General features: G+C 46.9%; 21 protein-coding genes. 9 read left to right on the forward strand and 12 right to left on the reverse strand.

Annotated features, from left to right (window positions below):
* Positions 1 to 225 precede the first annotated feature (225 nt).
* The gene (locus AB8809_RS18355) at positions 226 to 1,875 is read left to right on the forward strand and encodes a site-specific DNA-methyltransferase (RefSeq protein WP_349855190.1); all 1,650 of its coding nucleotides are present in this window, start codon (positions 226 to 228) and stop codon (positions 1,873 to 1,875) included.
* Entirely contained in the window at positions 1,866 to 4,499 is a 2,634-nt protein-coding gene (locus tag AB8809_RS18360; protein WP_349855191.1) for a DEAD/DEAH box helicase family protein, read from the forward strand. The genes AB8809_RS18355 and AB8809_RS18360 overlap by 10 nt, the downstream gene beginning before the upstream one ends.
* Positions 4,500 to 4,594: 95 nt before the next feature.
* Here AB8809_RS18360 and AB8809_RS18365 read toward each other — a convergent pair whose 3' ends face one another.
* From AB8809_RS18365 to AB8809_RS18380, 4 genes are all read right to left on the reverse strand, one after another.
* Positions 4,595 to 7,591 carry a DEAD/DEAH box helicase family protein gene (locus AB8809_RS18365; protein ID WP_349855193.1) on the reverse strand — a complete coding sequence of 999 codons (2,997 nt, stop codon included), beginning with the start codon at positions 7,589 to 7,591 and terminating at the stop codon, positions 4,595 to 4,597.
* Positions 7,591 to 9,657 carry a site-specific DNA-methyltransferase gene (locus tag AB8809_RS18370; protein WP_349855194.1) on the reverse strand — a complete coding sequence of 689 codons (2,067 nt, stop codon included), beginning with the start codon at positions 9,655 to 9,657 and terminating at the stop codon, positions 7,591 to 7,593. Before AB8809_RS18370 ends, AB8809_RS18365 begins: the two co-directional genes overlap by 1 nt.
* Before the next feature lie 252 nt (positions 9,658 to 9,909).
* Positions 9,910 to 11,034: a site-specific integrase gene (locus tag AB8809_RS18375; protein ID WP_349855195.1), complete on the reverse strand. Its 1,125-nt coding sequence runs from the start codon at positions 11,032 to 11,034 to the stop codon at positions 9,910 to 9,912.
* Between the two features lie 119 nt (positions 11,035 to 11,153).
* On the reverse strand, positions 11,154 to 11,378 hold the full coding sequence (locus AB8809_RS18380; protein ID WP_349855196.1) for a DUF1778 domain-containing protein: 225 nt from the start codon (positions 11,376 to 11,378) through the stop codon (positions 11,154 to 11,156).
* Between the two features lie 305 nt (positions 11,379 to 11,683).
* On the opposite strand from AB8809_RS18380, the gene AB8809_RS18385 reads away from it, so the two are divergent.
* On the forward strand, positions 11,684 to 11,899 hold the full coding sequence (locus tag AB8809_RS18385) for a hypothetical protein (protein WP_349855197.1): 216 nt from the start codon (positions 11,684 to 11,686) through the stop codon (positions 11,897 to 11,899).
* 175 nt (positions 11,900 to 12,074) lie between these two features.
* Here the strand turns inward: AB8809_RS18385 and AB8809_RS18390 are convergent, their stop codons facing one another.
* On the reverse strand, positions 12,075 to 12,554 hold the full coding sequence (locus AB8809_RS18390; RefSeq protein WP_349855198.1) for a hypothetical protein: 480 nt from the start codon (positions 12,552 to 12,554) through the stop codon (positions 12,075 to 12,077).
* Between the two features lie 343 nt (positions 12,555 to 12,897).
* A complete protein-coding gene (locus AB8809_RS18395) occupies positions 12,898 to 13,854 on the reverse strand; it encodes a cupin domain-containing protein (RefSeq protein WP_012773535.1) in 957 nt (318 codons plus the stop codon).
* Between the two features lie 115 nt (positions 13,855 to 13,969).
* Here AB8809_RS18395 and AB8809_RS18400 point away from each other — a divergent pair, with 115 nt between their 5' ends.
* Positions 13,970 to 15,157, forward strand: a complete 1,188-nt coding sequence (locus AB8809_RS18400; protein WP_180778163.1) for an MFS transporter — start codon at positions 13,970 to 13,972, stop codon at positions 15,155 to 15,157.
* Positions 15,158 to 15,285: 128 nt separating this feature from the next.
* Here AB8809_RS18400 and AB8809_RS18405 read toward each other — a convergent pair whose 3' ends face one another.
* Positions 15,286 to 15,708 carry a MarR family winged helix-turn-helix transcriptional regulator gene (locus AB8809_RS18405; RefSeq protein ID WP_039283843.1) on the reverse strand — a complete coding sequence of 141 codons (423 nt, stop codon included), beginning with the start codon at positions 15,706 to 15,708 and terminating at the stop codon, positions 15,286 to 15,288.
* Positions 15,709 to 15,868: 160 nt separating this feature from the next.
* Between AB8809_RS18405 and AB8809_RS18410 the strand changes: the two genes are divergently transcribed.
* Positions 15,869 to 16,888 carry an alpha/beta hydrolase gene (locus tag AB8809_RS18410; protein WP_349855199.1) on the forward strand — a complete coding sequence of 340 codons (1,020 nt, stop codon included), beginning with the start codon at positions 15,869 to 15,871 and terminating at the stop codon, positions 16,886 to 16,888.
* A gap of 696 nt (positions 16,889 to 17,584) precedes the next feature.
* Here AB8809_RS18410 and AB8809_RS18415 read toward each other — a convergent pair.
* Together AB8809_RS18415 and AB8809_RS18420 are read right to left on the reverse strand one after the other, a co-directional pair.
* Complete coding sequence (locus AB8809_RS18415) at positions 17,585 to 18,622, reverse strand: methyltransferase (RefSeq protein ID WP_349855200.1); 1,038 nt, start codon at positions 18,620 to 18,622, stop codon at positions 17,585 to 17,587.
* Between the two features lie 221 nt (positions 18,623 to 18,843).
* Entirely contained in the window at positions 18,844 to 19,443 is a 600-nt protein-coding gene (locus AB8809_RS18420; RefSeq protein WP_181848211.1) for an NAD(P)H-dependent oxidoreductase, read from the reverse strand.
* Between the two features lie 116 nt (positions 19,444 to 19,559).
* Here AB8809_RS18420 and AB8809_RS18425 point away from each other — a divergent pair, with 116 nt between their 5' ends.
* On the forward strand, positions 19,560 to 20,159 hold the full coding sequence (locus tag AB8809_RS18425; protein WP_349855201.1) for a TetR/AcrR family transcriptional regulator: 600 nt from the start codon (positions 19,560 to 19,562) through the stop codon (positions 20,157 to 20,159).
* A 278-nt stretch (positions 20,160 to 20,437) separates the two neighbouring features.
* On the forward strand, positions 20,438 to 21,004 hold the full coding sequence (locus tag AB8809_RS18430) for a hypothetical protein (protein WP_349855202.1): 567 nt from the start codon (positions 20,438 to 20,440) through the stop codon (positions 21,002 to 21,004).
* Positions 21,005 to 21,143: 139 nt separating this feature from the next.
* Here the strand turns inward: AB8809_RS18430 and AB8809_RS18435 are convergent, their stop codons facing one another.
* Positions 21,144 to 22,133, reverse strand: a complete 990-nt coding sequence (locus tag AB8809_RS18435; RefSeq protein ID WP_349855203.1) for a Gfo/Idh/MocA family oxidoreductase — start codon at positions 22,131 to 22,133, stop codon at positions 21,144 to 21,146.
* A 79-nt stretch (positions 22,134 to 22,212) separates the two neighbouring features.
* Complete coding sequence (locus AB8809_RS18440) at positions 22,213 to 23,097, reverse strand: LysR substrate-binding domain-containing protein (RefSeq protein WP_349855204.1); 885 nt, start codon at positions 23,095 to 23,097, stop codon at positions 22,213 to 22,215.
* Positions 23,098 to 23,316: 219 nt separating this feature from the next.
* Here AB8809_RS18440 and AB8809_RS18445 point away from each other — a divergent pair, with 219 nt between their 5' ends.
* Together AB8809_RS18445 and cueP are read left to right on the forward strand one after the other, a co-directional pair.
* A complete protein-coding gene (locus AB8809_RS18445; RefSeq protein WP_180778156.1) occupies positions 23,317 to 24,081 on the forward strand; it encodes a sulfite exporter TauE/SafE family protein in 765 nt (254 codons plus the stop codon).
* 221 nt (positions 24,082 to 24,302) lie between these two features.
* The gene (cueP, locus tag AB8809_RS18450; protein ID WP_349855205.1) at positions 24,303 to 24,857 is read left to right on the forward strand and encodes a copper-binding periplasmic metallochaperone CueP; all 555 of its coding nucleotides are present in this window, start codon (positions 24,303 to 24,305) and stop codon (positions 24,855 to 24,857) included.
* Positions 24,858 to 24,958: 101 nt separating this feature from the next.
* Here cueP and AB8809_RS18455 read toward each other — a convergent pair whose 3' ends face one another.
* Positions 24,959 to 25,852, reverse strand: a complete 894-nt coding sequence (locus tag AB8809_RS18455) for an ABC transporter six-transmembrane domain-containing protein (RefSeq protein ID WP_012773523.1) — start codon at positions 25,850 to 25,852, stop codon at positions 24,959 to 24,961.
* Positions 25,853 to 25,883: the final 31 nt, after the last annotated feature.

Here is a 25,883-nt window from a genome sequence, read left to right on the forward strand (position 1 = left end):
ACGTCATTCCACTTCCAGCCAGCCCCTCAGCCAGCTATATGATAAACAGTATGATTTTAACACTTCTCGGAGGAATTCAACTACACTGATTAAATATCATTTAAATACAATGACTTAAAATCTATTTTTCATCTAAAAGACGCACCGGATTGAATATCCGCTGACCGGTATTACACGACCTAACTCCTGCCCTCAGCATAATAAAATTGGACAGGATCCTGACTAATGCCAACGTTAAATTGGATCGGCAAAGAAGCCGTTATTAAGCATCACAAAGATGTTCCCTTTCGTTTGCTTGAGCATGACGTTGATTTGTCTCATGGACAAGACGATAGTGGGAATATTATTGTTCAAGGCGATAATTTACACGCACTGAAAGCATTATTACCGCGTTATGCAGGACAAGTTAAATGTATTTACATCGATCCACCTTATAATACTGGAAATGAAAGTTGGATATACAATGATAATGTTAATAGTCCTGAAATTAGAAAATGGTTAGGGGAGGTTGTCGGTAAAGAAGGTGAAGTTTTAGATCGCCATGATCGCTGGCTATGTATGATGTATCCTAGGTTGGTTTTATTAAAGCAATTTCTTCGTGATGATGGCGCTATTTTTATATCTATCGATGATAATGAAGTTGCAACTTTGCGACTATTAATGGATGAGGTTTTTGGAAGAGAAAATTTCATTGCAACTATCGCTTGGCAAAAAATTTATACTATAAAAAACAGTGCAAAATACATTTCTGAAATGCATGATTATGTCATAATATACGCAAAAAAAAGAGAACTATGGCATCGAAACTTACTACCAAGAAGTCAATCTTCAGAAAATGATTATTCTAATCCTGATAATGATCCTCGTGGTGTTTGGACAAGTAACGCACTTCAATCAAGAAACTACTATAGTAAAGGTATATACTCCATAACGTGCCCTGGTGGAAAAATTGTCTCTGGGCCCCCTAAAGGCACATATTGGCGAATGGAGGAAGAAAAATTTTGGGAACTCGATGCTGATAATCGAGTATGGTGGGGAAAATCAAAAAACAATAGCCCTAGGATAAAAAAATTCCTCAGTGAGGCTAAAGCAGGTGTAGTCCCTTCAACTTGGTGGCTACATCAATTTGCAGGAACTAATTCAGGAGCTAAAACAGAGCTTAGAGAAATTCTTAGTGGAGAGTCATCTGAATTATTTAACACTCCCAAACCATGGCAATTAATACAACGTATTTTACAAATATCTACAGATAAAAACTCTATCATTTTAGATAGTTTTTCCGGTTCAGGAGCAACTGCCCATGCAATATTGCAACAAAATGTGGAAGATGGTGGAAATCGTAAATTTATTCTCGTAGAAATGGATGAAAATATTGCCAAAAACGTTACTGCGGAAAGAGTAAAACGTATATGTATGGGATATAACAATGCTAAAGGAAAAAGCATCCCCCCTTTAAATGGTAGTTTTCAATATTTTCGTCTTTCCAAAGACCCATTATTTCTACCGGATGGCCCTATTCGCCACGATGTGACATTCAACCAACTTCGTGAATTCGTTTGGTTTATGGAAACCGGATCAGGCTTAACGGTATCACCTTTAACCAAGGAACAGCCAGCCACACCATTCCTCGGTGTACATCAGGAAAAAGCCGTGTTTCTTCTGTACAACGGCATATTGAAAGATCGCTCAGATATTGGCGGTAATGTTCTTAATCATCGTTCCCTGAAGTTTCTTGATGAAATCACCCCACCACATTTTTCCGGTACGCGAGTCGTATATGGCGCTCGCTCCCGGTTTGATAAGAAGAAACTCAATCAGTTAGGCATTACCTTCCATCAACTTCCTTATGAACTGGCGGTGAAAACATGGCTCTGAACAGTCTGAAATCATATCAGGAACAACTTCTTGATGATTTCTCTTCGTACCTTTCCCGCTGTAGAGAATTGCAAGATCCAGCAGAGGCTTTCCGCGAATCAACACTCAAAGGTTTCGGCCGAGCACTGCCTTATTACCCCTTATCTGGCGCAGAAAAGATACCTTATATTTGTTTACGGGTTCCAACCGGTGGTGGGAAAACCCGTATCGCCGGTCAGTCGATAAAACGCGTTAACGACTATTTTCTTGGTATAGAGCACGCCCTAATCTTATGGCTGGTTCCATCAGATCCCATTCGTGAACAAACACTTCACTCACTGAAAACGCCGGGGGAACTACTATACCAAGATATGCGTGATCTGTTCGGTTCAGTACATGTTTTGGATATCCAAGAAGCTTTATATATACAACCAGCCACGTTAAATACCGGAAACACAATTATCGTCGCCACGATGCAGAGTTTTAAGCGAGATACTGACGATGGTTTGAGAGTCTATCGTCAAAACGGTAGCCTAATGCCGCATTTCACTGGTACTTCGTCAGCACAAAAAGGGGAGCATTCACTGATGGATGTCATCCGGTTACGCCACCCTTTTGTTATTGTTGATGAAGCGCATAATCAGGGAACACCCTTGGCTGTCGACACGCTTGTCCGCTTTAACCCCGCGTGCATACTTGAGTTGACCGCCACCCCTGACCGTGCGAATCAACCATCCAATGTCCTCAGGAGTGTCTCCGCTGCAACCTTGCAAGCGGAAGATATGCTGAAGTTACCTTTGGAGCTCACTGTTCATCCAGAATGGCATCGGTCTATGGCAGAAGCTATTAGCCGACTACGGCAGTTGGAAGAAGAGGCTGCTCAGGAATTTCTGCAAACCGGTGAAGTAATCAAACCAGTTGTGATGTTGATACAAGCCGAGCGCCAGGTAAAAGAGCAAGAGACGTTTACACCGGAGCGTGTTAAACAGCATCTGATTAATGATTTCAACATACCCGCTGATACCATCGCTGTAGCGACAGGAGCCCAAGATGAATTATCGGGTAAAAAACTGGGGGATCCTGACTATCCTCAGTTCATCATTACTGTCGATAAACTACGTGAAGGATGGGATTGCCCTTTTGCGTATGTGCTGTTCTCTTTCCGCAATACAACTTCCGCTACAGCGGTAGAACAAATCCTCGGCCGAATATTACGTATGCCGCATGTTAAAAGAAAACAGCATGAGGCGCTTAACCGTTGTTATGCCTACGTCGTATCGTCAGAATTTGCGGCAACAGTTCAGGGATTGCGTGATGGATTAGTTCAAAGTGGTTTTGAACGGCTCGAAACACAAAGTTTGATTCAAACCCACGGAGAACTGCCATCAACAGGAGATCTCTTCGCGCCCCAAGGCGATTTGGTTATTCCTTTACCCGAATCCGATAATAGTCTCGTCCTTCCAGATGAAAGCGCTCTGGAAACCTTACCGAAATCACTTCGTGACAAGCTAGAGATCTCACCAGAGAGCGGTACTCTGACATTAAAAGGCGGCGCTAATAATAAACAGATCCAACAATTGGCCGACACATTCAAGCATCCAGAAATTGCTAAAGACGTTCTCAACCAGCTTGAAATGGCGTCATCCAGACAAAATGCGTCACTACAAAAGGAAATAACACCCGCGGATCGGGGACATACTGCGCATATACCTTTACTCACATACCGGCAATCTGGGTTCTTTGATGTGTTTGATGAAACTCCACTTTTAGATGCTGACTGGGAAATAGAGGATTTTGACCCAATGCTTTCTGATAGCGAATTCACCCATGATGTAGAAACCATGTATCGCGCTGCATTAAATATTTCTCAACTAGAGAAAATCGAATGTAGTGTTTATGAACGATTAGATAATCAACTGGCATTATTCGGTAAAGAACATGGCTGGGAAGCTACTGATCTAATCTATTGGCTGGACCGCAATCTACCTTTCCCTTATTCCGAGCGGGACAAAAAGGTCGCATGGATCAATGTAGTGGTTGATTATTTGTTGGAAAAAAGAGAGTTCTCTCTGGACGAATTGGCCTACCGAAAGTTTCGTTTGCGCGGTGCGTTGGAACGAAAAATGGCAGCAGGGCTAGTGCTCGCCAAGCAACGCATCTTCAACGACTTGTTTGATGACGAATCACAATTCGCAGTGCTAGACGAACATGCAGTGTCGTTGGAACCTGGACGATATGCTTACGATTTTCGTTATGCAGGGTTTATTCAGCTCAAACGTCATTTCTATCCCGTTATCGGTAATCTGAAAGATGTTGGAGAAGAATTTGAATGTGCTGAATTTATTGCCAACCGGCTCGAAGGTGTCGATTGGTGGTTACGTAATGTAGAGAAAAAACCAACCTCTTTCTGGTTGCAAACGGCCTCAGACCGATTCTATCCTGACTTTTTGATACAAATGAGCAATGGCCCACTCGTTGCTGTTGAGTATAAAGGATCGCATATCAGTGATACCCGAGATAGCCGAGAAAAGAAACGAATCGGAGAACTGTGGGCCAGACGCAGTGAGGGTCGATGCCTCTTTGTCTGGGTTGAAAATAAAGACTGGTCAATAATTCGTGAGGCAGTATCTCATGTAGTCTCCTGATACAGAAATCTGGTAAACCTGCCGTCAAAGAGGCAGGTTTACCACACTGATTATCCAGCCTATTCCTCACAGGCCCATACCACTACAGCCGACGGTCAGATATTCCACTGTTCAGGTACTGAAACCGCATACTCGATGCCAATTTCTCTGAAGTGCGCCTCGGCAGACTTGATTTTGGCATTTTCGGAAGGTCTCCTTTTTTGTTCATCCATGGTGCTCTTGGTTTCACGCACCATATAGATACGGTCTTCGCCGTCTTCGGATTTGATGATAGCCCAGTCCGGGTTATAGGGGCCAACCGGCGTGTCAATCTGGAATCTTGGCGGCAGCTTCATAAACAGCCTGATATCCTCGCGATGATCGAGAAACTCAGCAAACTTTCGCTCCGGGCTATCCGGCCCACCATCAAACACGACATAATCAAAATCAGTTTTCTCGGGGTGTTCAACGCGGTACAGATGCTCTTTGAAGAAATCCTTTTCAGCAAGACCGTCGGCTTGCAACTCACGGAGTTCATAGACAGAGCCGCCAATCTTTTCATACTGAACACCTTCCACAATGACACGCTGTAGCTCGCCCTCTACGCAACGGCGAATCATCGCAATAAAGTCGTTCGGATTGGCAATGAACTCGTCCAGCCTGCCGCTACCGATGAGAATATCCACCAGAGTCTTGCGCGTAAGAGACGTACCTTGCTGCAACTCACCGATAATGTCCGGCAAATCATAGCTGCCCTTGAGGTCGACAGCCCGCGCGCCCAGTTCTTGCCCTTGAGTGCCACCACGCAGCACTTTGACACCCGCACGGGTGACATCAATACGTAACGGCTGGATTTTTGGTTCAGACTTGATTGCCTTTATGCACGCCTCAACCAGCCTAGGATGCTTAACTGTCACCCGATAAGTCGTTTTCTGGCTGATAGCGCTCCAAAGCCTCTCAAAATCCGGCGAGGCATAGAGCTCTTTATTGAATTTACGCTTAGCCCGCGCACTTACAGGCTTCACATATTTCTCAATACCCGCATTAAGGATGCACCGGATAATATCTGATTCGTAGGGCCTGAGCTCATCAGGTAGATGTAATGAGAATCCTTCTGCATCCGGCAGAAACATGGAAGTTGTCTTACCATCCTTGATGAATCCCGCGTTTTCCAGATGTTTGAAGATGGCAGAAGATGTCTTGAAACCCAGCATATCATCGGTCATCACTCCATGAATATCCCGTTTCATCAGTTTGGCAAATTCATTGGGGCGCACCTGTCCAATGGCAACACCCGCCTCTTTGTATTCAGCTTGCAGATTCTGAGCGAACGTAGCATAAGATTCATTAGCAACCACGGTGAGCTGTGCAACGCTGTGGTCGGTAACTCGCTCATAGCCTTTTACTGTTTTCGCTACCGGCAGGCGCAGACCACGCCCCAGCGTCTGCCGACGTTCCGTTTCCGCGCCCATTTCACGCAGTGTACAAATCTGAAACACGTTGGGGTTGTCCCAGCCTTCACGCAATGCGGAATGGCTAAAGATGAAGCGTACGGGTTCATCGCTGTCCAGCAGACGTTGCTTGTCCTGCATAATGAGTTTGTAGGCATCGTCATCTTTGACAGCCGAACCAGATGAATCCACAAAGGTTGTTCTGCCACGTGTTTTTAGTTGAGAAAAATAGGCTCGTCGTAATTCGCAAGGCTCCTGCGGCAGCAATTTTTGGTAGACGTCAGACTTGCCGCGTTCTTCCATGAACACTTCATCAAACCATTTCACGAACTCGCCATTAGCGTCTTCGTTGTTTACCCCGTCGCCGAGGAAGCTTGCCACCTTGTCCACGAAAAACAGACTCAGCACCTTGATCCCTTTCGGGCGTAACATGGCCTCTTTACGCAAATGCTCACGCACGGTTTCCCGAATCATTTCCTTGTAAACCGCGCCCGTTGCGCCCCCCACGGATTCACCTTCGTGCAACAAGTTGCCATTCGGCGTCAGTTCAATATTGGCAGGTTCACCGAAAGCGGCGATGCTCAACGCATTAATACGCCAGCCTGCATAAGCCGGATTTCCAGTGACGTCTGACAATTCCTGATGCGGTTTGACCTTTTTGCTACGACGCGCGATAGAGCCATCGGCCTTGCGGCAAGCCAGTTCAAGCTTCGCGGCTTTCGTATCTTTCACTTCGAGCAACTTGACGTAAGGAGCCACATCCGCACCGTGCTGTGCGACTTCAGCCACGACGATCTGTTTCACCAGACCTAGATCGTGCGCGTCAACTGGGTCGAGCCGATAGACTAGGTTTCGCCGCTGCTTATGCGTAGCTGAGTAGCGTAGTGTGAATACAGGATCAAAATCACCCACAGCAGACTGCGATAGCAGTGATTCCATATTTTGTGGTTCATCCATGATCACCACAGGACACGTGCCTTTCAGATAATCCAACGGCCGCAAGCCATTGAGCTTGTCATAAGGTTTGTGAATAATGCGCTTATTCTCGTTTTTATTCTTGTCACTACGCACCGCATCAATCGTCATGACTAAGATTTGCACGTTAGTCGCGGTAGCAAAGGCTTGTACTTCCTCAGCCTTATCGCCGCGGTAGACATTCGCATCGAAAGGCTGTGCCGGATAGAGGCTGCGGAAGTGCTCGCGCATCAGACGAATACTGGTGTTCACCCCTTCACGGATTGCGACACTGGGAACTAGGACGATAAACTTGGTGAAGCCATATTTCTTTGCCAGTTCGAAAACGGTACGCAGATAAACGTAAGTTTTACCCGTGCCGGTTTCCATTTCGATGTCGAAATCCAGTTTGCCATCAACCAGTTTTTCGCTAACCTCCAGCCCGTTGCGATCCTGTACCGTTTGTAAATTAGCAAGAATAGCGTCTTCATCCAGCACCAGATTATTGCCGATAGCACCAATTACTTGCTCGATGCCTAAATCCAGCTCACCTTCCCGGTTGGCAACGCTGCCACGCAAGGCAATCGCGATCTTGTCAGCATCCTTTGGCTGACCATCGAACAAATCCACCACGGCGTTGATGGCATCGAGCTGATATTGCTGATGTGAATCAAATTGAAAGCCCGTATTTTGAGAATGATGGTTCATCACGCCGTCCTCAGCTCAATACCTTTGCTCCTTGCATATTGAGCAATATTGGTTTTCAGTTCGTCGTCGCCTTGGAAGGCATCCTCCAGAACGATCAGGCGCGTAGGTTCGGCATTCACCAGCTCCCGCAATTGTTCCAATGAGGGTTTGGTTCGCTCGTTTAAGTAGGCCAGCAAACGCGGCTTGTCGGCATCGCCAGCGATGGCATGGATGTCCAGCCCGGCGATAGTCTGCATACTGAGATGTTCGTTCAACGAATAGCCAAGTTTCAACAGTAGCTCAGTAAGCAGATCATCGGGACTGGCATCATCAGTGCTGCTATCGCGCAGGTCGAGCAAATGTTGGGTTAGCTTGTCAGGTTCGATATCGCTGGTAACGCGCCATTTGGTGAAATTGGTGTCCGCCAGCTTATAGGCACGAAAGCCGGTATCAACATTGTTTTCTGCAAAATCAGATTTTATTTTCTCGCCTGCGAGTTCGATGCGCTTGCGCGAGATGTCGGCGATAGTGGTAAAACCTGCCTTGCGCGCTTCGGAATCTTCCGGCGTGGGTTCGGGCAGTTGCACCATGATAAAACGACGCTTGCCGTTGTCCTCGGCGTTAAGCTGCATTACAGCGTGGGCAGAGGTGGCACTGCCAGCGAAGAAATCCAATACTATGCCGTCACTTGGAGATCCGATTCTTACAACATCTTTTATGAACGGAACAGGCTTTGGCGTTTCAAATAACTTTTTCCTGTCGAAGAGTGCCTTAAGATGAGTTGTAGCCGTACTGGTTGAGTATTCCGACTTATACATCACTGACTTCGGCTTAATAGATGGAACGTCGCCGACTCCTGGTCGCTGTTTCTTGTAAATATTTGGCCTCCCATCGGAACGGCGGACAACTACAAGATTAAAGTTCTCTAAGCTTATTTTCTTCTTACCCCAAGTCCACGACAATTCAAGTCCATCATCGTTGAGTGGCCAGACGACTTCATCACCGGACTTCTTTGGCTCATCATCATCTGTAACGTAAATCTCCTCGTTTTGTGCAATGAAGATAGGAAACCAGCCTTTTGGCCTACGTTCACGACTTGCATCCTGCCCGGTACGACGAAGAGTATCGGCACGCTTAAATAGTCCATGCTCATCCTCCTCCCAGTCCTCCTCAATAGCCTCTTCGTCAAGAGGAAATTTACCTAAAACACTTTCTTCCTTCTTTTTCGCATAAACAAGAACATAGTCGTGAGTTTCGGCGAATCCGTAAGCGTCTTGGTTTCCTTTGAGATTCATAATGGTTGGAACAACCGCAATCAAATTTGATTCACCAAAAACTTCATTACACAACTTCTTTAGGTTGTCCTGTTCATTATCATCAATCGAAATAAAAATCACGCCATCATCTGTAAGCAGATTACGGGCTAATTTCAGGCGCGGATACATCATGTTTAGCCAGTTGGAGTGAAAGCGCCCTTCGGTATCGCTATTAGTGGAAACTTTCTTACCTTCCTCATTCACCTGTCGCGTCCACTCAAGGTAAGTATCCAGCCCCTCTCTGTAGTTGTCCGGGTAAACAAAATCCTTGCCTTTGTTATAAGGGGGATCGATGTAAATCAGCTTAATCTTGTTATGATAGTGCCGTTGCAGGATCTTCAGGACCTCGAGATTGTCTCCCTCGATAAACACGTTCTGCGTCGTGTCCCAGTCTTTTGAGTTAGCAAAGTCTGGTTTCAGTGTTGCGGTAGTCGATGCTTGTGCTGCACGCAGAGCACGCTTTTTCCCCGGCCAAAACAGGCCAAAGCGCTCGTTACTGTCAGCGACATCATCGGCCAGCAGCTCGCGAAGTTTTTCAACGTCCAGCTTACCATCAGCAACAGCCTCTGGAATCAGCTCGGCAAGCTGAGCCGCCAGTTCAGTGCGGAAATTCGGGGTAGTACTTGGGATGTCAAAGAGGTCGCGGCTGATATCGAAAGGCGATGGACAAGACTCATCCTGTCGGCGCTCAGACAAAACATCAATACTGCAACTCGATTCAGCATTTTCTTTCTGTTTAGCGCTATGTTCAGTAATACGTTCATTTGCCATACTGATAATCCGGTGCGGGATCAGGCAGAGTCAGCAGGCATCTTCCTTCTGAAGTGCTAAATTAAGTATTGCTATCGAATCAATGACCCGTAACATCCCTATGTTATGTATAACAACCACTAAAACACACCGGATTATCAGTGTGATATGTTAAAAACGTCGTCTGGGTAGGATGTCTGGTAAGTCGAGTTTCTCGGAGTAAAAAATGACGATATTTAACTCAACATCGTCATATAAAGGTTACCGACATCGTTACAGTGGACTGATAAGAACTCGATCAATCGAATTGACTGAGATAGCTCCGGGTGGCGGAAGTCTCTTCCCATTTTTCGCTGCTATAGCCTGAAATCGAAGTAATTCCACAGAGGCAATTTTCAGAGCATCATCATGCGTTGAAGCCGTCACAGACAGGTTATCAAGATCGGAGAATTTCAGCGTAACCGTTGTATCATCGATATCAATATCCGCTGGGTAAGGAACAAAGATGGAGGCTAGTTTTTTAGCCTGTTTCTTATGTGCATCCAGTTTGCTCACGAGGTGTGTTGCACGAAGGTGGGTATAGCGTTTCAACATATTCATTGATTTATGACCTGATATCGCAGCCACTTCCATAACATTTAACGTTCCCAGTTCAAAGAATCGGCTGATTGCCTCATGTCTGAGATCGTGAAAATGTAGATCGTCGATAGCCAGAGCCTTCAAAGCCACACGCCATGCGCTTTTAAACCCACTCGACGTGTAACTAAAAATATAGCCATTCTCATGATGTGGCCGTTCACTCAGGCCACACAGAATTTGCCGTGCTTTTGATGACAATGGAACATCTCGTGATGTACCATTTTTCGTCAAAGGCAAATGGGCAACGCCGAGGCGAAGATCGGTATATTCCCATCTCAACGACAAAATTTCGCCTTGCCGCATTCCCGTCTCCAACGCGATCTGAAAAATAGCCAATAATTCAGGATTTTTATCTTTGAAGTATCTGGTTAGCTGCCGTTCTTCCTGAGTCGTTAGCCTCCGGGTACGGCCTGACGATACGGTAGGTTTGCGAACATTTTCAACGGGGTTTATAGAGCATGTGCCCCACTCAACTTTTGCCAGATTATAAAGCGCCGATAACAATGCTAATTCCAGTCGCACAGTATTCGCACTTATCGGCTTTTGCGTTCTTGCGTTAAATTCCGATAATCTATTATCTCTATATTCTGCGATGTCTATTGATGATATTTCATCCATATTTCTGTTAGCCAAACGCGAACGCTTGATAACGTTGATTCGATAGAACTCCTGCAATTGTCCTCGTTTATGTCGTGAAACCGTGGAAAAATACTTATCCAATGCTTTACTTAACAGTATCTTTTTTATGCGTTTTTTCACTATTATTCCCTTCCCTATTGGTCAAAGGGAAAGACAATACAACAAATTGGATTCCGTATTCAGACCTCTAGTTGACATAGGTCTTAACAATCAAGCGTGAGATGACTTAGGAGAGGGAATCATTCCTCCTGTTCCCACGGTGCAGGTGTTTGCATGGTTTTGCAAAGCGCGGCATTTGGTGCAGGAGGCTGATCCAAACGAGCAAGGAATTCCTGATAAGCCTCTGAACCTGTCATGATAATCGGCTGCTCGATCAACGTCTCCTCAGTAACAGCTTGTTCATCGGGCTCGGTACGTAAATTTAATGCCACGCGTTTAGCAGAAACGTCTTTTTCTACTGACATAATGTTATCCTCCGCCCGTCCCTATTATGGAGAGTAATTATATAGTTCGCATAGAGCTTACCTCATTACGATTTACAAGTGACATTGGGAATCGAACCGAAGGAACGAACTGGACGTTTTTTTTGCGCCTGGCCCCCATCATTCTGATCTACCTATAAAAACACGGGTCATGCTTAGGGTCTTGACAACTAGGGTGATTAAAATTTATGCTATATTTCAACTTAATAGAAAGCTGAATGATCCCGAGTCCGGGCACCACTAATTCTTAACCCTCGCCTTTGGCGGGGGTTTTTCGTTTCTGGCGTGTGAACTCTTCATCGACCAGTTTCTTTAGCGAGCTGCTGAACCACTATAAAACACTACCGGCTATTGAGCAGGCGCAATATCCCGAGAACGATGAAGCGAAATTACAGAAATGGATTGATCTCGATTACAACTACTTTACCAATACCGTAGAAGGTAAAGGCTCGCCGGACGATATTCTCTCGCTGCAAGAAAGCCTGAATATATTGCAACAATAGTCTGGACGGTTCGCTGTTGAAGTTTGGTTATGTGGAAAAATATGCCGTTGTTGATTAAACCAACGGCATTGCAGCTATATAGCTATAATATTAATAACATCGCAAAAAACATTCAGGTTTTGAACCCCGATAAAAAATGACGCCTCGTTACGATAATGGCAATGATGAGATGCAATTAACTCAGTAGCGTTATCCAGCCACTGGGGATATCAGTAAAAAACGTGGCTTCCTGTGTGGCCGTCCGTGTGCCAACAATAACGTACTGACTAAGCGCCGGGTTAACGTTGGTTAAAATGTAGTACGGCTTGCGCCCGAACATATTCCCTTGATTTGGCTGCTGTGTGCCCACGCCTCCATCGAGGTTGAATTCAAAATACAGGGCATTCTGCGGTGCAGTGATTTGATACTTATATTTCCCGTAGGATGCGCCATCCAGGACACAAGAGGTGGAAACAGAATCACCTTTTGAGCTACTGATAATATAGGCGCCAATATCCGCAAGGCTTTTGAAATTGTTATCTTTAATAATTTTCTGAATATGCGCTATTGCCTGGAGTGGTGTTCTCCCTCGGCACGACTCTATTTGTGGCTGGAACCCGGTTTTCTGAATGTCCCCAATAGCCCGATTATCCCCACGATAATAAATAGATGGCATATCTTTACCCCCTCATTAAAATGATATTCATCAGACATACATTATTGCTATGAACATTTTTAAAAATAACAGCAGAGATAAAAAAAGAAATTCGTCTTTTGGCGTAGGTTATTTATCGTGATGGGTTATTGTTGGCGAGGGAAGAGTCTGAATTATTCGTGATGATTTAAACGGCAAAAGCATAACGACACCATCAGCCGTTATGCTCTTCATTCTGTATTATGTCGGAAGATTTCTAAAAGTGAATGGACCGTTTTAAAGGGATACTTACAATACCCACCAGCAAAAACGATCGCTACGATGGCACGTTCGCTTCCAATACGATCTCTAACTCTGTTCCCCATCAAACCTCTTCAGAAGCCAAGCTGGTTTCCCGCAGCGTTCCCGGTGCGTGGCCTACGATACGTTTAAATGCCCGGCTGAACGCCGCCAGCGATCCGTAACCCAGACGTAGCGCCACCGTTTCAATCGGCTGATGTTCATGACGGATGTACTGGACAGCTAAGCGCATGCGCAGCTCGCTGAGATATTTTACGGGCGTGGTGCCAGTTGCGGAGAGAAAGCGCTCGGCGAAAACGGAACGGGAGGTGCCCGCCTCTTTTGCCAGTTCCGCGACGCTCCAGTTGACGCCCGGATTCTGATGCATCGCGTAAATCGCCCGGCTTAGCCTCGGGTCACGCAGTACTTGCACCCAACCTGTTGCCTTACCGCAGCCTGCTTCAACCCACCCGCGCACGATGAGCGCCGCGACAACATCGGCTAGCCGCGCCAGAATGCCGGCAAAGCCCACCTGACGTGTCATCGACTCACGCTCCATCGCGACAAGAAGCGGATGGATTTCCGGCCAGGTAGACATCAATCGACTCACCATCATGACTTCCGGCATCGCTTTGATCAGCGGCTGCATTCCGCCCAGTTCAAAGTCCATACATCCGCTGAAGATGACCGTGTTCTCGGTATCTGGGCAGGGCTTGCAGTCTATCGCACAGACCGAATTACAGATCGCTTCGCTGGGAAATGCAGACACTGGCGTGACGTCAGCCTTTTCGTCAGAGAGCAGCGCGTGCGAATTCCCGTTGGGGATAAACAGCGCATCCCCACTTTTTAGCGCAAACGTCGTGCCACTCTCCATGCGCAGCAGCGCCGTCCCCTGACTGACAAAATGAAACTGCGCCTTGCCGGGCACGTAGTGGAACGCCACACCAAAGGGAGCATGGGTTTCAATTCGGCGATATGTCACCCCGGAAAGACGCATCCCGCGCAGAAGTTCGCTGATCAAATCGGGTGACTGAACGGTCATGGCAACAACTCCGGACGAATAATCAATAAGTGAAGAGTATATGTCATAGATCGTCCATGTGGAACGCTCTATGCTTCGTGACGGTTGTCACATTTTTCTAACGAGAGAGCAACAGATGAATTCATGTATAGCGGCAAGTGAGGCCATAGCGCCCGCAAAACCCGCCTGGCGAGCCGTTTATTCACTGGGACTGGGGGTATTTGGCCTGATTACGGCTGAGTTTCTACCAGCCAGTTTATTAACGCCGATGGCGACCAGTTTAGGCGTCACGGAGGGAATGGCAGGCCAGGCGGTGACCGCGACGGCGCTGGTCGCGCTGGTGACCGGATTGCTCATCACACCGGCGACCAAAAGTATCGACCGCCGCTGGGTGTTGATGTTTTTCTCGGTGTTGCAAATCATCTCCAGCCTGCTGGTGGCGTTTGCTCCCAATCTGCATGTGCTGCTATTCGGGCGCTTACTGCTGGGGATTGCCATTGGCGGGTTCTGGGCTATGTCTACCGCCACGGCGATGCGTCTTGTGCCTAAGGATAAAGTGCCTAAAGCACTCGCGGTGATCTTCTCCAGCGTCTCGATTGCTACCGTCGTTGCCGCGCCGCTTGGCAGCTATTTGGGGAGTTTGATTGGCTGGCGAAACGTCTTTATTCTCTGCATTCTGCCGAGCGTTGTGGCGCTGTTTTGGCAATTGTGGGTGTTGCCATCGATGAAGCCGGAAAGCAGCGGTAGCCTGGGAACACTGCTTCGCGTGCTGCGCCGTCCGGGCATGATCGGCGGACTGCTGGCAACCGTGCTGATCTTCAGCGGACATTTCGCCTTCTTCACCTACCTGCGACCGTTTCTGGAAACCGTTGGGCAGGCGAGTGTCGAAAGCATTTCCCTGATTTTACTCGGCTTTGGCCTCGCCAATTTTGTCGGAACCTCGATTGCTGGGTATCTGCTGGCGCGAAACTTACGCCTGACGCTGGCGCTGGTGCCCTTTGTGATGGGCGTTCTGGCGCTGACCATGGTGGCCTTTGGACATCTGGCGATGCTGGACGGCCTGCTGGTAGCAATGTGGGGATTTGCGTTTGGTCTGGTTCCCGTGGGCTGGTCAACCTGGCTTGCAACCACCGTGCCGGACGAAGCCGAAAGCGCGGGTGGCTTACTGGTGGCATCAATCCAGTTTGCCATCGGGGCGGGTGCCGCAGGCGGCGGGATGATATTTGACCTCAACGGAGCAAGCGGTGTATTTGCGGGCAGCGGAATATTACTGGTATCGGCAATGGTGATTGTGTTTGCGGGCGTACGGGTTCGCACACAATAAAACGCTATGCCACACCCAAGCACGGGTGTGGCATTTGTCACTTACCATTCTTCTAAACTATTAGCGCCATCCGATCGGCCAGACGATTCGAGAATTCCCTATAGGAAATCGAACGTCTCCTCACCCGGCTATAAATCTTCCAATAGATTTTTGGAAAGCTGTCGCAGCATATTCAGATCTTCATCGTTCATCCGCATGGAACAACGCATCTGATTCGGAAGATCGACAATCCGTTCTTTCAGCGCAAGCGCCTTGTCAGTCAGCACCACTTTCTTCATGCGCTCATCACCCGCAACCGCAACCCGGTTTAAAAACTCCTTGGCTTCCAGCTTCTGGACAAGCGGTGTCAGCGTGCCTGAATCAAACAGCGTTTTCTCACTCAGTTCTTTGAGCAGGATATTGTCCTGATCGTACAGAGACAGAAGGACGACAAACTGCGGGTAGGTCAGATCGAATTCTTTCAGCAACGGTCGATACTGACGAATCAGTGCATTGGCGACCGAATACAAAGAGAAGCACAGCAATTCACCCAATGTACTGTTTTCTTTCATTTTAAATACTCCGTTACTCACAAGCTTAAAAAAAATTATAAATAACGTTTGACTGAAAGTAACTTGCACGCAAGTATTACATGCACTATTTAATCGCTCGATTACAAAAAGCAACCTGATTGAACCTATCAACCGCACGATTTTAAAAAGGGCCAACATCATGAAAACCGTCTCCACCATCCTGACTTCTGCCGTATTCGCTTCTATGACATCCGTCGCGGCTGCTCAGCCGATCAATGCCCCTACGCCGACCGCTGGCGTAAAGGCATTTCTTGATGTCCTGAATTCCGGTAAAGGTAAACCGATAGAACAAATGACTCCGCAGGAAGCGCGTCAGGTTCTGATCGGTGCCCAACAGGGCGTGAAACTGCAAGCCGCACAGGTATCTGAAAAAACCATCCAGGTGAACGGTCAGGCTATTAAGCTGCAAATCGTGAAACCGGAAAATACATCCGGCACGTTGCCCGTGTTCATGTTTTTCCATGGCGGCGGTTGGGTGTTGGGTGATTTCCCGACCCATGAGCGCTTAATCCGCGATCTGGTCAGGGCATCCGGTGCCGCAGCGGTGTACGTGGATTACACCCCGTCCCCTGAAGCACGCTTCCCTGTAGCCATCAATCAGGCTTATGAGGCAACGCAGTGGGTGGCCGAGCACGGTCAGGAAATTGGTGTGGACGGTAGTCGTCTGGCGCTGGTCGGCAACAGCGTCGGTGGCAATATGGTCGCGTCTGTTGCTCTACAGGCTAAGCAGTTTGGCGGACCGAAAATTCGTTATAACGTCATGCTGTGGCCAGTAACGGATGCGAACTTCGATAATGCATCCTATAACCAGTACGAAAAGGGCTATTTCCTGACGAAAAATATGATGAAGTGGTTCTGGGATAACTACACGACCCGTGCGGCAGACCGTAACAACATTCTAGCCTCCCCACTGCGTGCCAGTACTGAACAGTTAAAAGGCTTTCCGCAAACATTGATTCAGACGGCAGAACTGGACGTACTGCGCGATGAAGGCGAAGCGTTCGGACGTAAGCTGGATGCGGCCGGTGTACCCGTAACCGTGACTCGCTATAACGGCATGATCCATGACTACGGCCTGCTGAATCCACTGAGCGAGGAGCCGACCGTCATCACCGCGCTGGAGCAGGCAGGTGCAGAGTTGCAGAAACACCTGAAATAACGGCTTGATATATCAACGGTTCCAAATGATAAAAGCCCTGACTATATTAGCCAGGGCTTTTAAGGTACTGCAGATTTAAGATTTAACATTCATTGGCTTAATAACATTTTACTACTATTGGTACTGCTTCAAATGTACACGTTTATAACAGATAATATTGGGTACTAAAATGAGCTAAACCTCCCTATATTTACTGATTTAAACAGTCTGCCAACCTTATCGCCATTCAAAGATATGGCAGGTTAACAAGTACATCCCCATCGCGATATAGACTCTTTGATGCGTGGCCTTACTCCCGTTGCGATATCTTTCACTCACTAAACCAACACCTAATCGCAACCAATAAAAACAAAATCATGGCCTTACATCATCGCGCTTTCACCCCATTTTTGCGATTGTCGGTACTGACTACGTGGCTTTAAAGCATCATCGAGTGAGAGTATGAATTTTTCTCAACATCGACTCCCCATACAAAAATATTTCGTGACCTGTATCGCAAAATACCTATTAAAGAACATATTCGATGTCTTTAATATCACAGCAGGCTGAAACTTTATTGCTGTAATTCCAATCTACGGATTTTAAAAACGGTGTCAATACTGTTTTTAATAACATGATTTTAATAACATGGCTTTAATAACAGTAGTCATTAGAAAACGATGAGAAAAACATAGAAAAATAGAGCACTTGCAATATTCACCTCTGCGACACCGCGTTTAATTTAATCTCAACGACCGTATGGCCAGTGGTTATTTTCTTTGTACCAACGATGATTAATCCACTTAACGTCAGAATATCTTCCATATCTTTCAACGTTCTGTATCGCGTGCCATCCTGGCAGATGACAGATTGAAAAAGCGCATTCATCAATAACCTTGGTGAGGTTTCCTCATGCTCTAGCAAAGGTTCGATAATTAATAGCGTTGAGTGCCCAATTGATTGCGCGATGGATTTTAATATTTTCAGGCAGAATTCGTCGTTCCAGTTATGCAATATGTTTTTAAGCAGATAGATATTATAACCAGAAGGAATAGCCTCAAAGAAACTGCCGGGAGTGAAAACCATTCTTTCTTTCAATTCCGGAGAGTACTGTGCGACACGTTTTTCACTTCTGGTACAGACACCGGTCATGTCGAAAAGACAACCCGTTAAATGATGATACTGCTTTATAAGCTCAGTCAGAATAACGCCGCTACCGCCGCCAATATCAACAACGCTGTCAGCCGTTTTAAAAAGCGACGCATATTCTTTAGCCAGTACATATCCAACCGGGCGCGATAAATCCCGCATAGCGAGATCGTAAATGTCTGCTCGCGATGCAGAGTTTGCCAAGTGCTCATATAATGTCAGCCCAAAGACCTGCTTAAAGCCCGATTCCCCCGTACGACTCGTATGCAATAACCCATCAAACCCCTGATAGTATTCATTGCCGAACAGCATACAGAAATGCTTCATTGAGCTGATATTATCCGACATCAGCAGCGCAGAACGTGCATTATTTTTAATAACACTTTCATCTTTCACGTCAAAAAAGCCAAAGACCTCAAGCACCTTGATAATATCAAAAATGTTCTTTTCACTCGCCTGACATTCCTTTGCTAATTCAGCGATGGTTGTCCCCTGCTCCCCTATTTTATCTGCTATCCCTATTTCCGCTGCAACGCATAATGCTTTTGCGGCCAAAGGCATCATCATGATTTCTGAAATACTTTTAATATGCTCAGCGGAATTCATATATCTCCCTTTATTCTCTGATTTCATAGCGAGGATGGGTTTACGATCTAGTTCGTCATTGATGACGATACGCAAAGTATGCGGAAATGAGGCTAAAAACATATCATCCGTTTGGCCGAACGGTAATCAGCCATCTACCATCCGGCCAGAATAAATAAGAGAGTAAAGCGGCATGCTTAAAAGATATTATGGCTTTAAAAATAGGATTGATTATCGATGGTTTAAAATAACGATGTCTGGAAAATACGGCCACCAATATGGCGCGCGCTATCGATACACGCCTCTGGCGTTCCCAACTCCGGCATCAGTAGCATTTCAGACGTCAATACTGAAGCGCCGCAGTAGTCAAAAATCCCGTGATCGATCTGTGCATGAAAGGCGTCAGAATAGCCACGCTTTTCAAATGTTCTCTGGTTAGCAGCGCCCAGCGCCACAAGATGCACCGGTAAATGTCCCAGTTTCTTTATCACATTCCCATCGGCAGTTTCTTCATAGGCCCAGCCGTTTGAAAACACGCGGTCGATCCACCCTTTCAACAGCCCCGGCATGGACCACCAGTAAATCGGGAATACCAGTACCAACGCATCCGCGCGATCAATACGGGACTGCTCTGCAACGACATCAGGCGGCGTTGCTCCGGTGCGCTGAAAAGCTGCCATATCTGATGCAGAAAACACCGGGTTAAAGCCTTCCTGCGTCAGATCCGCAATTTCGACCGTATTTTCCGGGTTCGACTCAGCGATCCCTTGCGCGATAGCGCCAGCGACACTGTGGGTTAGCGAGGTATGAACAGGATGAGAAACGACAAGTAATGCATGCATTCCGGGTACTCCCTATTGCTATAGAACGACGTCAGTTATACTCTTATATACTAACAGTAACCTACCATTGGTAAGTTACTTTTGGTATATAAGGATGTCAACAGGATAATTCGGCAATGCCCACATCACAGACCCGACAGCGTTTATCGAGAGAAGCGCGCCATGTACAACTGATCAAAGCCGCCTGGCAGATTATTCGAGAGGAAGGTACGGAAGCGCTGACGCTCGGGCATCTGGCGAAACAGGCTGGCGTAACGAAGCCAGTAGTTTACGATCACTTTACTAACCGTTCGGGGCTGTTAGCTGCACTTTATAAGGAATATGACGCTCGCCAGACGGCGATTATGGATGACATTATCCGCAAGACGGAGCCCATGCTTGATAAGCTGGCCGCCGTCATTGCCACTTCGTACATCGATTGCGTACTGCTTCAGGGCCGTGAAATGCCCAACGTCATGGCAGCGCTTACCGGAACCCCCGAGCTTGAACAAATCAGGCAGGAATACGATGCCATCTTCACGGATAAATGCCGCGATCTCTTTGCCCCATTCTGTGCGGGTAAACCGCTTCATGATGCCGCATTACGTGCAATGCTCGGTTCCGCCGAAGGATTATCTTATGCCGCCGTTAAAGGGATTATTACGGAACAACAGGCTAAAGATGAACTGTTCCATGTGATTATTTCTATGGTGCAACGGTGTAGCGCGGGACAATAAAACTCCCATCTCCTATTAGGGATAGGCGTGAAGGGTCAGCACGCCATCCTGACCATTTTACCAACCTGTTCTCAGAATGATTCAGCAAAGCTTATTGAGCTGTGCCGATAAATCACACCATTCCCTCCGCTATTTCCCCTAGTCCCTTTTAATAATTTACAAACCAGAGTACCAGTTCTATGTTTTTTTAAGCGGGTCATTGTTATTTTCAATTTCTCAGCACGAATATGATTTTATACACCAACTATTATATACCTCAAGATATAAGGAATGTTCGTATGCCTAATGATGCACTAATAAATGCGATAGTTGCTAATACTAAGCTTATGGAAGTCGATCATTGTACCGGAGTTTCCACAACAATGAGTTGTGCCGTTTATGGCAAGACGCAGGATGACTCAGGCAGTGGCAATGTAATTGAAGATAACGAAAGCATGAAGAAAAAAATTAATATTGCCCTAGACTTCCCCAGTACCGATTCAAAGACCTCAGTGTGGCATTTCCTGGTTGGGCCGACCGTGCACCACTTCGTCGTCATTCCCTGGTATCAAGACAGAATATCGCAAGAGCCCGTCTATACCGTCTTTATGGCGTATGAGAATGAATATTCCGTTGAAGATTATGTAAAACATACCGCACCAGCACCTTCGGGCGCTAAGGGTTACAAAAAAATATGGAAAAAAAGCGATCTAAGCAAGATGTTTTCAGATCTATTGACGAGCGATACCGCGTGGGAAGAATATTTTGGTCCAGCCGGCAAGCCTAAAGCAAAAACAATAACATACTGGAAATACAAGGTAATTCCCTTAGACACCGCAATTAATAATGTAAATAATTATAGCTAGCAAAAAACCAAAATAATTTATTAATAATAAAAGAAATCATCGCCAGTATCGTACTGGCGATAATATTTTAATTAATAAGCTAGAAAATAAAACCCAACGATTAGAGCAAGCTTTGAAGAAACAATGGAGAGGACGTCCATCAAGCTTGATTTTCTGTAGGGAAAACAATTCCCCACTGACGTCTGAGTTCATCCATTGATGCCATAATGGATAGCGTCTCACTCAGAGGCATAATGTTACTCTCTGTTTTATTTTCTCTCAGGCACGACATGACTTCTGCGGCTTCGTAATTATATCCATTTCCTTCAAGCGGGAGCGTTATCGTCACCGGTTCTTCACCAATGACGAAGAGCGTAGCAGATGTCGCCTTAGCGAAATCAGGGATTACAATTGATCCTTTGTTGCCAATAATTCTGGCTTCTTTCACTGTTGGCGTATTTATCGAACAGGATAACACGGCAAGCTGGCCGCTTTCATATTGAAATGTCATTGCAGAAAGCTCATCCACGCCGGTCTCATATAAACTGGCAACACCTTTAATACAAACTGGTTCTTTTTTTAATACCCAGGATGCGAATGATATGGGATAAATGCCCACATCCATTAATGCCCCTCCGGCACGATGCAAACTGATTTTTCGCTCTTCCGGTTCGCCTTCCCGTCTAAAACCAAAATCAGCGGTCACCATTCGAATAGGGCCAATCAAGTCTGCATCAATCCACTCTTGTACTTTCTGCATAATGGGGAAAAAACGGCTCCACATTCCTTCCATCAGGAAAACATTTCTCTCTCTGGCAACGCGAATAACCTCCTGTGTTTCCTTAACATTCAGAGTAAAAGGCTTTTCACACAGAACCGGTTTATTATGATTTAAACACAGTAAAATATTATCTTTATGCGCACTATTAGGTGTCGCGATATAGACAACATCCACCTCGCTATCTCTAACCATTTCCTCATAACTACCGTAATACTTCTGCGCTTCATAATTTTGACCAAACTGAATAGCACTTGCTATAGAACGTGAGGCGACAGCATAAAGCTCTGCATCTTCTAAACTTTGCAACCCTTTCGCAAAATTTTTCGCGATAGTCCCGGTACCCATAATTGCCCATTTAATTTTTTTCATATTTTCACTCTTAAAAAATCAGGAAACGTGGCTTTTATATTTCACAAAGACAAAAAGGCGTCATAAATACAGTACGACATCACATCTGGCGAACCAGATCCACAAAATTACGAACGCGTGGCGAGTTATCCGATTCTCGCGTGACCAGCGCCATACGAAGCTGAGCACCAGCATCAGACAGAGGGATAAAACACACACCTTTCGGTTGCAACTGATCCATCGGCTGCGGCAGTATCGCCACCCCCATTCCAGCGGCAACCAGGCCAATTTGAGTCATCGCTTCCCGTGCTTCCTGCGTAACATTAGGGATAAAACCCGCCTGTTCACAGCACATCGTCACGTAGTCAGAAACGCTGGCACCAGCCTTCGCCGGGTAGCCAATAAAAGGCTCATCGCGAACCTCAACGATCCCCACGCCGGTACGCCCCGCCAGCGGATGATCGTCAGGCAGGACAAGGCACAGACGGTCGTTGCGAATCCAGCGCAACGTCAACCCATCAGGTGCACGTGGCCCGTTAAAACGCACACAGCCGATATCCAACTCGCCAGCTAATAGCGCGGCAAACTGGAGGTGAGTGAACATTTCTTTCAGCGTAAGTCGCACTTCAGGGTATTTTGCCCTGAACGTTCTCAGCGGCGTTCTTAACTCCTCCACCAGCAGGCCTGTGGACGTAAAACTGATTTTTAATTCCCCTGCTTCTCCGCGTGAAATTCGCTGTAATTCACTGGCAACACCTTCACTACTTTCCAGAATCTCACGGGCACGAATCAGAAAGTGCTGACCGGCCTCTGTCAAACGCACGCTACGTCGAGTTCGCTCGAACAACAAGACACCTAATTCTGCTTCAAGTGATTGGATTTGCTGCGAAAGTGGAGGTTGACCGATATTTAGACGCACCGCAGCACGCGTGAAATGCAATTCCTCGGCGACCGCGATGAAATAACGAAGGTGACGGAACTCCATTTATATCCTCAAATGAATCAATACATCACTAAATATATATTAGACACATATTTCAGTCCAAATTAAGATGACTCTCGCTGTGGGCATCACCCACATACGCCGAGGCAGGCATCAGCAATACCTTGTCTGGCGGTGTTCACATTTGCCACATTATTCATCGCGTCTTACGCCGTGTGTTCTATTCCCCCAAGGCTGTTACCACTCAACAAAGGATTTATCATGGCGTCTGAGCTACTTATCCTCATTCCAATCGCCTTCATTGCCGGTGCCATTAATGCCGCCGTTGGCGGCGGTGGGTTGATCAGTATGCCGATGTTTTACAGCACGCTTCCTCATTTCACGCCGGCCCAAATTATGGGGATCGATAAATTCTCTTCCGTCATGGGACATTTAATGTCCGTTCGGCAGTTTGCAACCCGATTGCGCTTACCATGGCGACTCATGCTGCCAACAGCCCTTGCGGCCATCACCGGTGCTTATATCGGAATCCGCATGCTGGATTTCATGCCGTCTTCCTGGATGCGCCCGGTCATTATCGTTGTACTGGCGATCATGGTGGCTTACACATGGTTTCGCCCCAGTTTTGGTAGTCAGGATACCAGTCAGGAACCGACACAAAATGACCTCATCAAGGGCGCGGTACTCGGGCTTGTGATTGGATTTTACGACGGCTTTATTGGGCCGGGCACGGGCAGCTTTTTACTCTTCCTTTTCGTTCGCTTTTTCCATTTTGATTTTCTGCGCGCAACGGCCTGCGCTAAGGTCGTCAATTTCGGCACCAATTCCGCGACGCTCCTTTTCTTGATTCCAGCGGGGCTGATTAATTATGGGCTCGCATTCCCACTCGGCATCGCAGCCATTTGCGGTTCAATTGTAGGGACACAGTTAGCGTTAAAAGGAGGGAATTATTGGATTCGTCGTCTGTTCCTGATATTAGCAGTGACGCTACTGATTAAACTGATCTGGGAAACGCTACAGCATTAACACGTCTTTACTCGTCGGGTCGGTGAAAAACCTGAACCGTATCAATAATGGTGCTGATATCACCGCCATTTAGCGTGGTTTAAAATTGACCAAAATCAATAAAAACACAGTAAATACATTAATTTACCTTTCTATACACCCCACCTTTTGACCTTCCCGTAGGGGGAAGGTGTAACGTCATAGCCAGTGATTCCAGATGATGGCTCTATTGAGGGGAAATAATGATGAAGATAAAGATGATGGCAGCGCTACTCGCACTGACATTGAGTGGCTCAGGTTTTGCCGCGTCGACTGACGCCAACGCATTCCTGGCCAAACAAGGGCTGGCAGGGAAAACGGTCGAGCAGATTGTCGATACGATCGATCAATCGCCGCAGGCAAGACCGTTGCCCTACAGCGCGTCGATTACCAGCCAGGAACTGAAATTATCTGATGGACAGCAGCAGCATAGCTATCCGCTGGGGAATAAATTCTATCTCTCGTTTGCACCTTATATTCAGCAAACCCACCCCTGCTTTAACCACAGTTTATCCGGGTGCCAGGGTGAGCTCGCCAATACGGCGTTTGATGTAAAAATCACGGATAAAGCCGGTAACGTCATCGTGCAAAAAACCATGAGCAGCCATCAGAATGGTTTTGTCGGCGTCTGGTTACCACGCAATATTGAAGGAACCATCAATGTCACCTATCAGGGACGTGTAGCAAGCTCACCGTTTGCAACCTATAACGACAGCCAGACTTGCATGACGACACTGCCACTGAAAGAACGGGCGTAAATAGAAAACGGTGTAAACGCCCATAAAAAAACCCCAGCCGCGCGCTGGGGTTTTGACTTAAAGGGAAAACAGACGAATTATCGCCTACACGCCCCGTTTTCTTACACCGCGCCCGTGTCTACACGCTTACCGATGTCTTTTAGCTGCGAGTATTTTTCCAGCAGGCCGGGCGCGTCGTCCAGACTCATAGCAAACATCCACATGTAGGTCATCACCGAATAGATATGCCCGGCATTGGTCCCACCGTTGAGTGTCATGTACACAATTGTCAGTGAAAACAGTACGGCGGCGGCGGCACCGATAGCCAAATAACCCAAAGCCTCACGATCCGACAGGCGAATACGCAACCCGGCCAGAACATGGTAATGCTTGGTTAGCGAAGCCTCAGTCGCGCTACTAACAAAGCCCACTTCTTTTTCCAGACGGTTATTTAACTTGCCAAACAAGACTTCATTTTTGCGGGTGTAACCCGGCAGGAATAAAGTAAAAAACAGCAGGATAGCGACGCAGGCAACGCCCGCCCAGAATTCAATGACCAGCAGCATCACAGCTGCGCCAGTGATCGACGCCAGCGACGTAATCAGCACCGGGAGGTGAATTTCAAAAAAGTCCACGAACTCACGTGAGAGCGCCACCCGTGCTGCAATGGTCGAATGGCTATGGTTTTCTTTTCTCTGCGCCAGAATAACCGGCACGGCCAGCGCAGCATAAATGCGTGCGAACGTGCGGGTATCCACACTGCGTCGTGCGGCACCAATTGCCCACATAATAAACACCATCAGTGCATACAGCACCGCGTGCCAGGCCTGAGCATTCAGAATCGCGTTAATGGCGAAGCCCGCCATCAGGGGATAAAGCAGATAAGTGACATTCTCCGCCACCACCAAAAGCAGGGTGAGAATCAGTTTTTTGCCATGCCGCTTTCCAAGTTTTTTAAGGGTGACAGCGGCACTATGCGAAACCTTGACCGGTTCGCTGATATTATGGGTTTGCATGAGAATAGCATCTGACAGAGTTATACTTGAG

The organism is Pectobacterium aroidearum (genome assembly GCF_041228105.1).
GTDB classification, from domain to species: domain Bacteria; phylum Pseudomonadota; class Gammaproteobacteria; order Enterobacterales; family Enterobacteriaceae; genus Pectobacterium; species Pectobacterium aroidearum.

Bases quoted from the DNA above. Each gene is read 5' to 3' on its own strand.
- AB8809_RS18355 (WP_349855190.1), top strand. From the start codon at position 226: ATGCCAACGTTAAATTGGATCGGCAAAGAAGCCGTTATTAAGCATCAC.
- AB8809_RS18360 (WP_349855191.1), top strand. From the start codon at position 1,866: ATGGCTCTGAACAGTCTGAAATCATATCAGGAACAACTTCTTGATGAT.
- AB8809_RS18365 (WP_349855193.1), bottom strand. From the start codon at position 7,591: ATGAACCATCATTCTCAAAATACGGGCTTTCAATTTGATTCACATCAG.
- AB8809_RS18370 (WP_349855194.1), bottom strand. From the start codon at position 9,657: ATGGCAAATGAACGTATTACTGAACATAGCGCTAAACAGAAAGAAAAT.
- AB8809_RS18380 (WP_349855196.1), bottom strand. From the start codon at position 11,378: ATGTCAGTAGAAAAAGACGTTTCTGCTAAACGCGTGGCATTAAATTTA.
- AB8809_RS18390 (WP_349855198.1), bottom strand. From the start codon at position 12,554: ATGCCATCTATTTATTATCGTGGGGATAATCGGGCTATTGGGGACATT.
- AB8809_RS18395 (WP_012773535.1), bottom strand. From the start codon at position 13,854: ATGACCGTTCAGTCACCCGATTTGATCAGCGAACTTCTGCGCGGGATG.
- AB8809_RS18400 (WP_180778163.1), top strand. From the start codon at position 13,970: ATGAATTCATGTATAGCGGCAAGTGAGGCCATAGCGCCCGCAAAACCC.
- AB8809_RS18405 (WP_039283843.1), bottom strand. From the start codon at position 15,708: ATGAAAGAAAACAGTACATTGGGTGAATTGCTGTGCTTCTCTTTGTAT.
- AB8809_RS18410 (WP_349855199.1), top strand. From the start codon at position 15,869: ATGAAAACCGTCTCCACCATCCTGACTTCTGCCGTATTCGCTTCTATG.
- AB8809_RS18415 (WP_349855200.1), bottom strand. From the start codon at position 18,622: ATGAATTCCGCTGAGCATATTAAAAGTATTTCAGAAATCATGATGATG.
- AB8809_RS18420 (WP_181848211.1), bottom strand. From the start codon at position 19,443: ATGCATGCATTACTTGTCGTTTCTCATCCTGTTCATACCTCGCTAACC.
- AB8809_RS18425 (WP_349855201.1), top strand. From the start codon at position 19,560: ATGCCCACATCACAGACCCGACAGCGTTTATCGAGAGAAGCGCGCCAT.
- AB8809_RS18430 (WP_349855202.1), top strand. From the start codon at position 20,438: ATGCCTAATGATGCACTAATAAATGCGATAGTTGCTAATACTAAGCTT.
- AB8809_RS18435 (WP_349855203.1), bottom strand. From the start codon at position 22,133: ATGAAAAAAATTAAATGGGCAATTATGGGTACCGGGACTATCGCGAAA.
- AB8809_RS18440 (WP_349855204.1), bottom strand. From the start codon at position 23,097: ATGGAGTTCCGTCACCTTCGTTATTTCATCGCGGTCGCCGAGGAATTG.
- AB8809_RS18445 (WP_180778156.1), top strand. From the start codon at position 23,317: ATGGCGTCTGAGCTACTTATCCTCATTCCAATCGCCTTCATTGCCGGT.
- cueP (WP_349855205.1), top strand. From the start codon at position 24,303: ATGATGAAGATAAAGATGATGGCAGCGCTACTCGCACTGACATTGAGT.
- AB8809_RS18455 (WP_012773523.1), bottom strand. From the start codon at position 25,852: ATGCAAACCCATAATATCAGCGAACCGGTCAAGGTTTCGCATAGTGCC.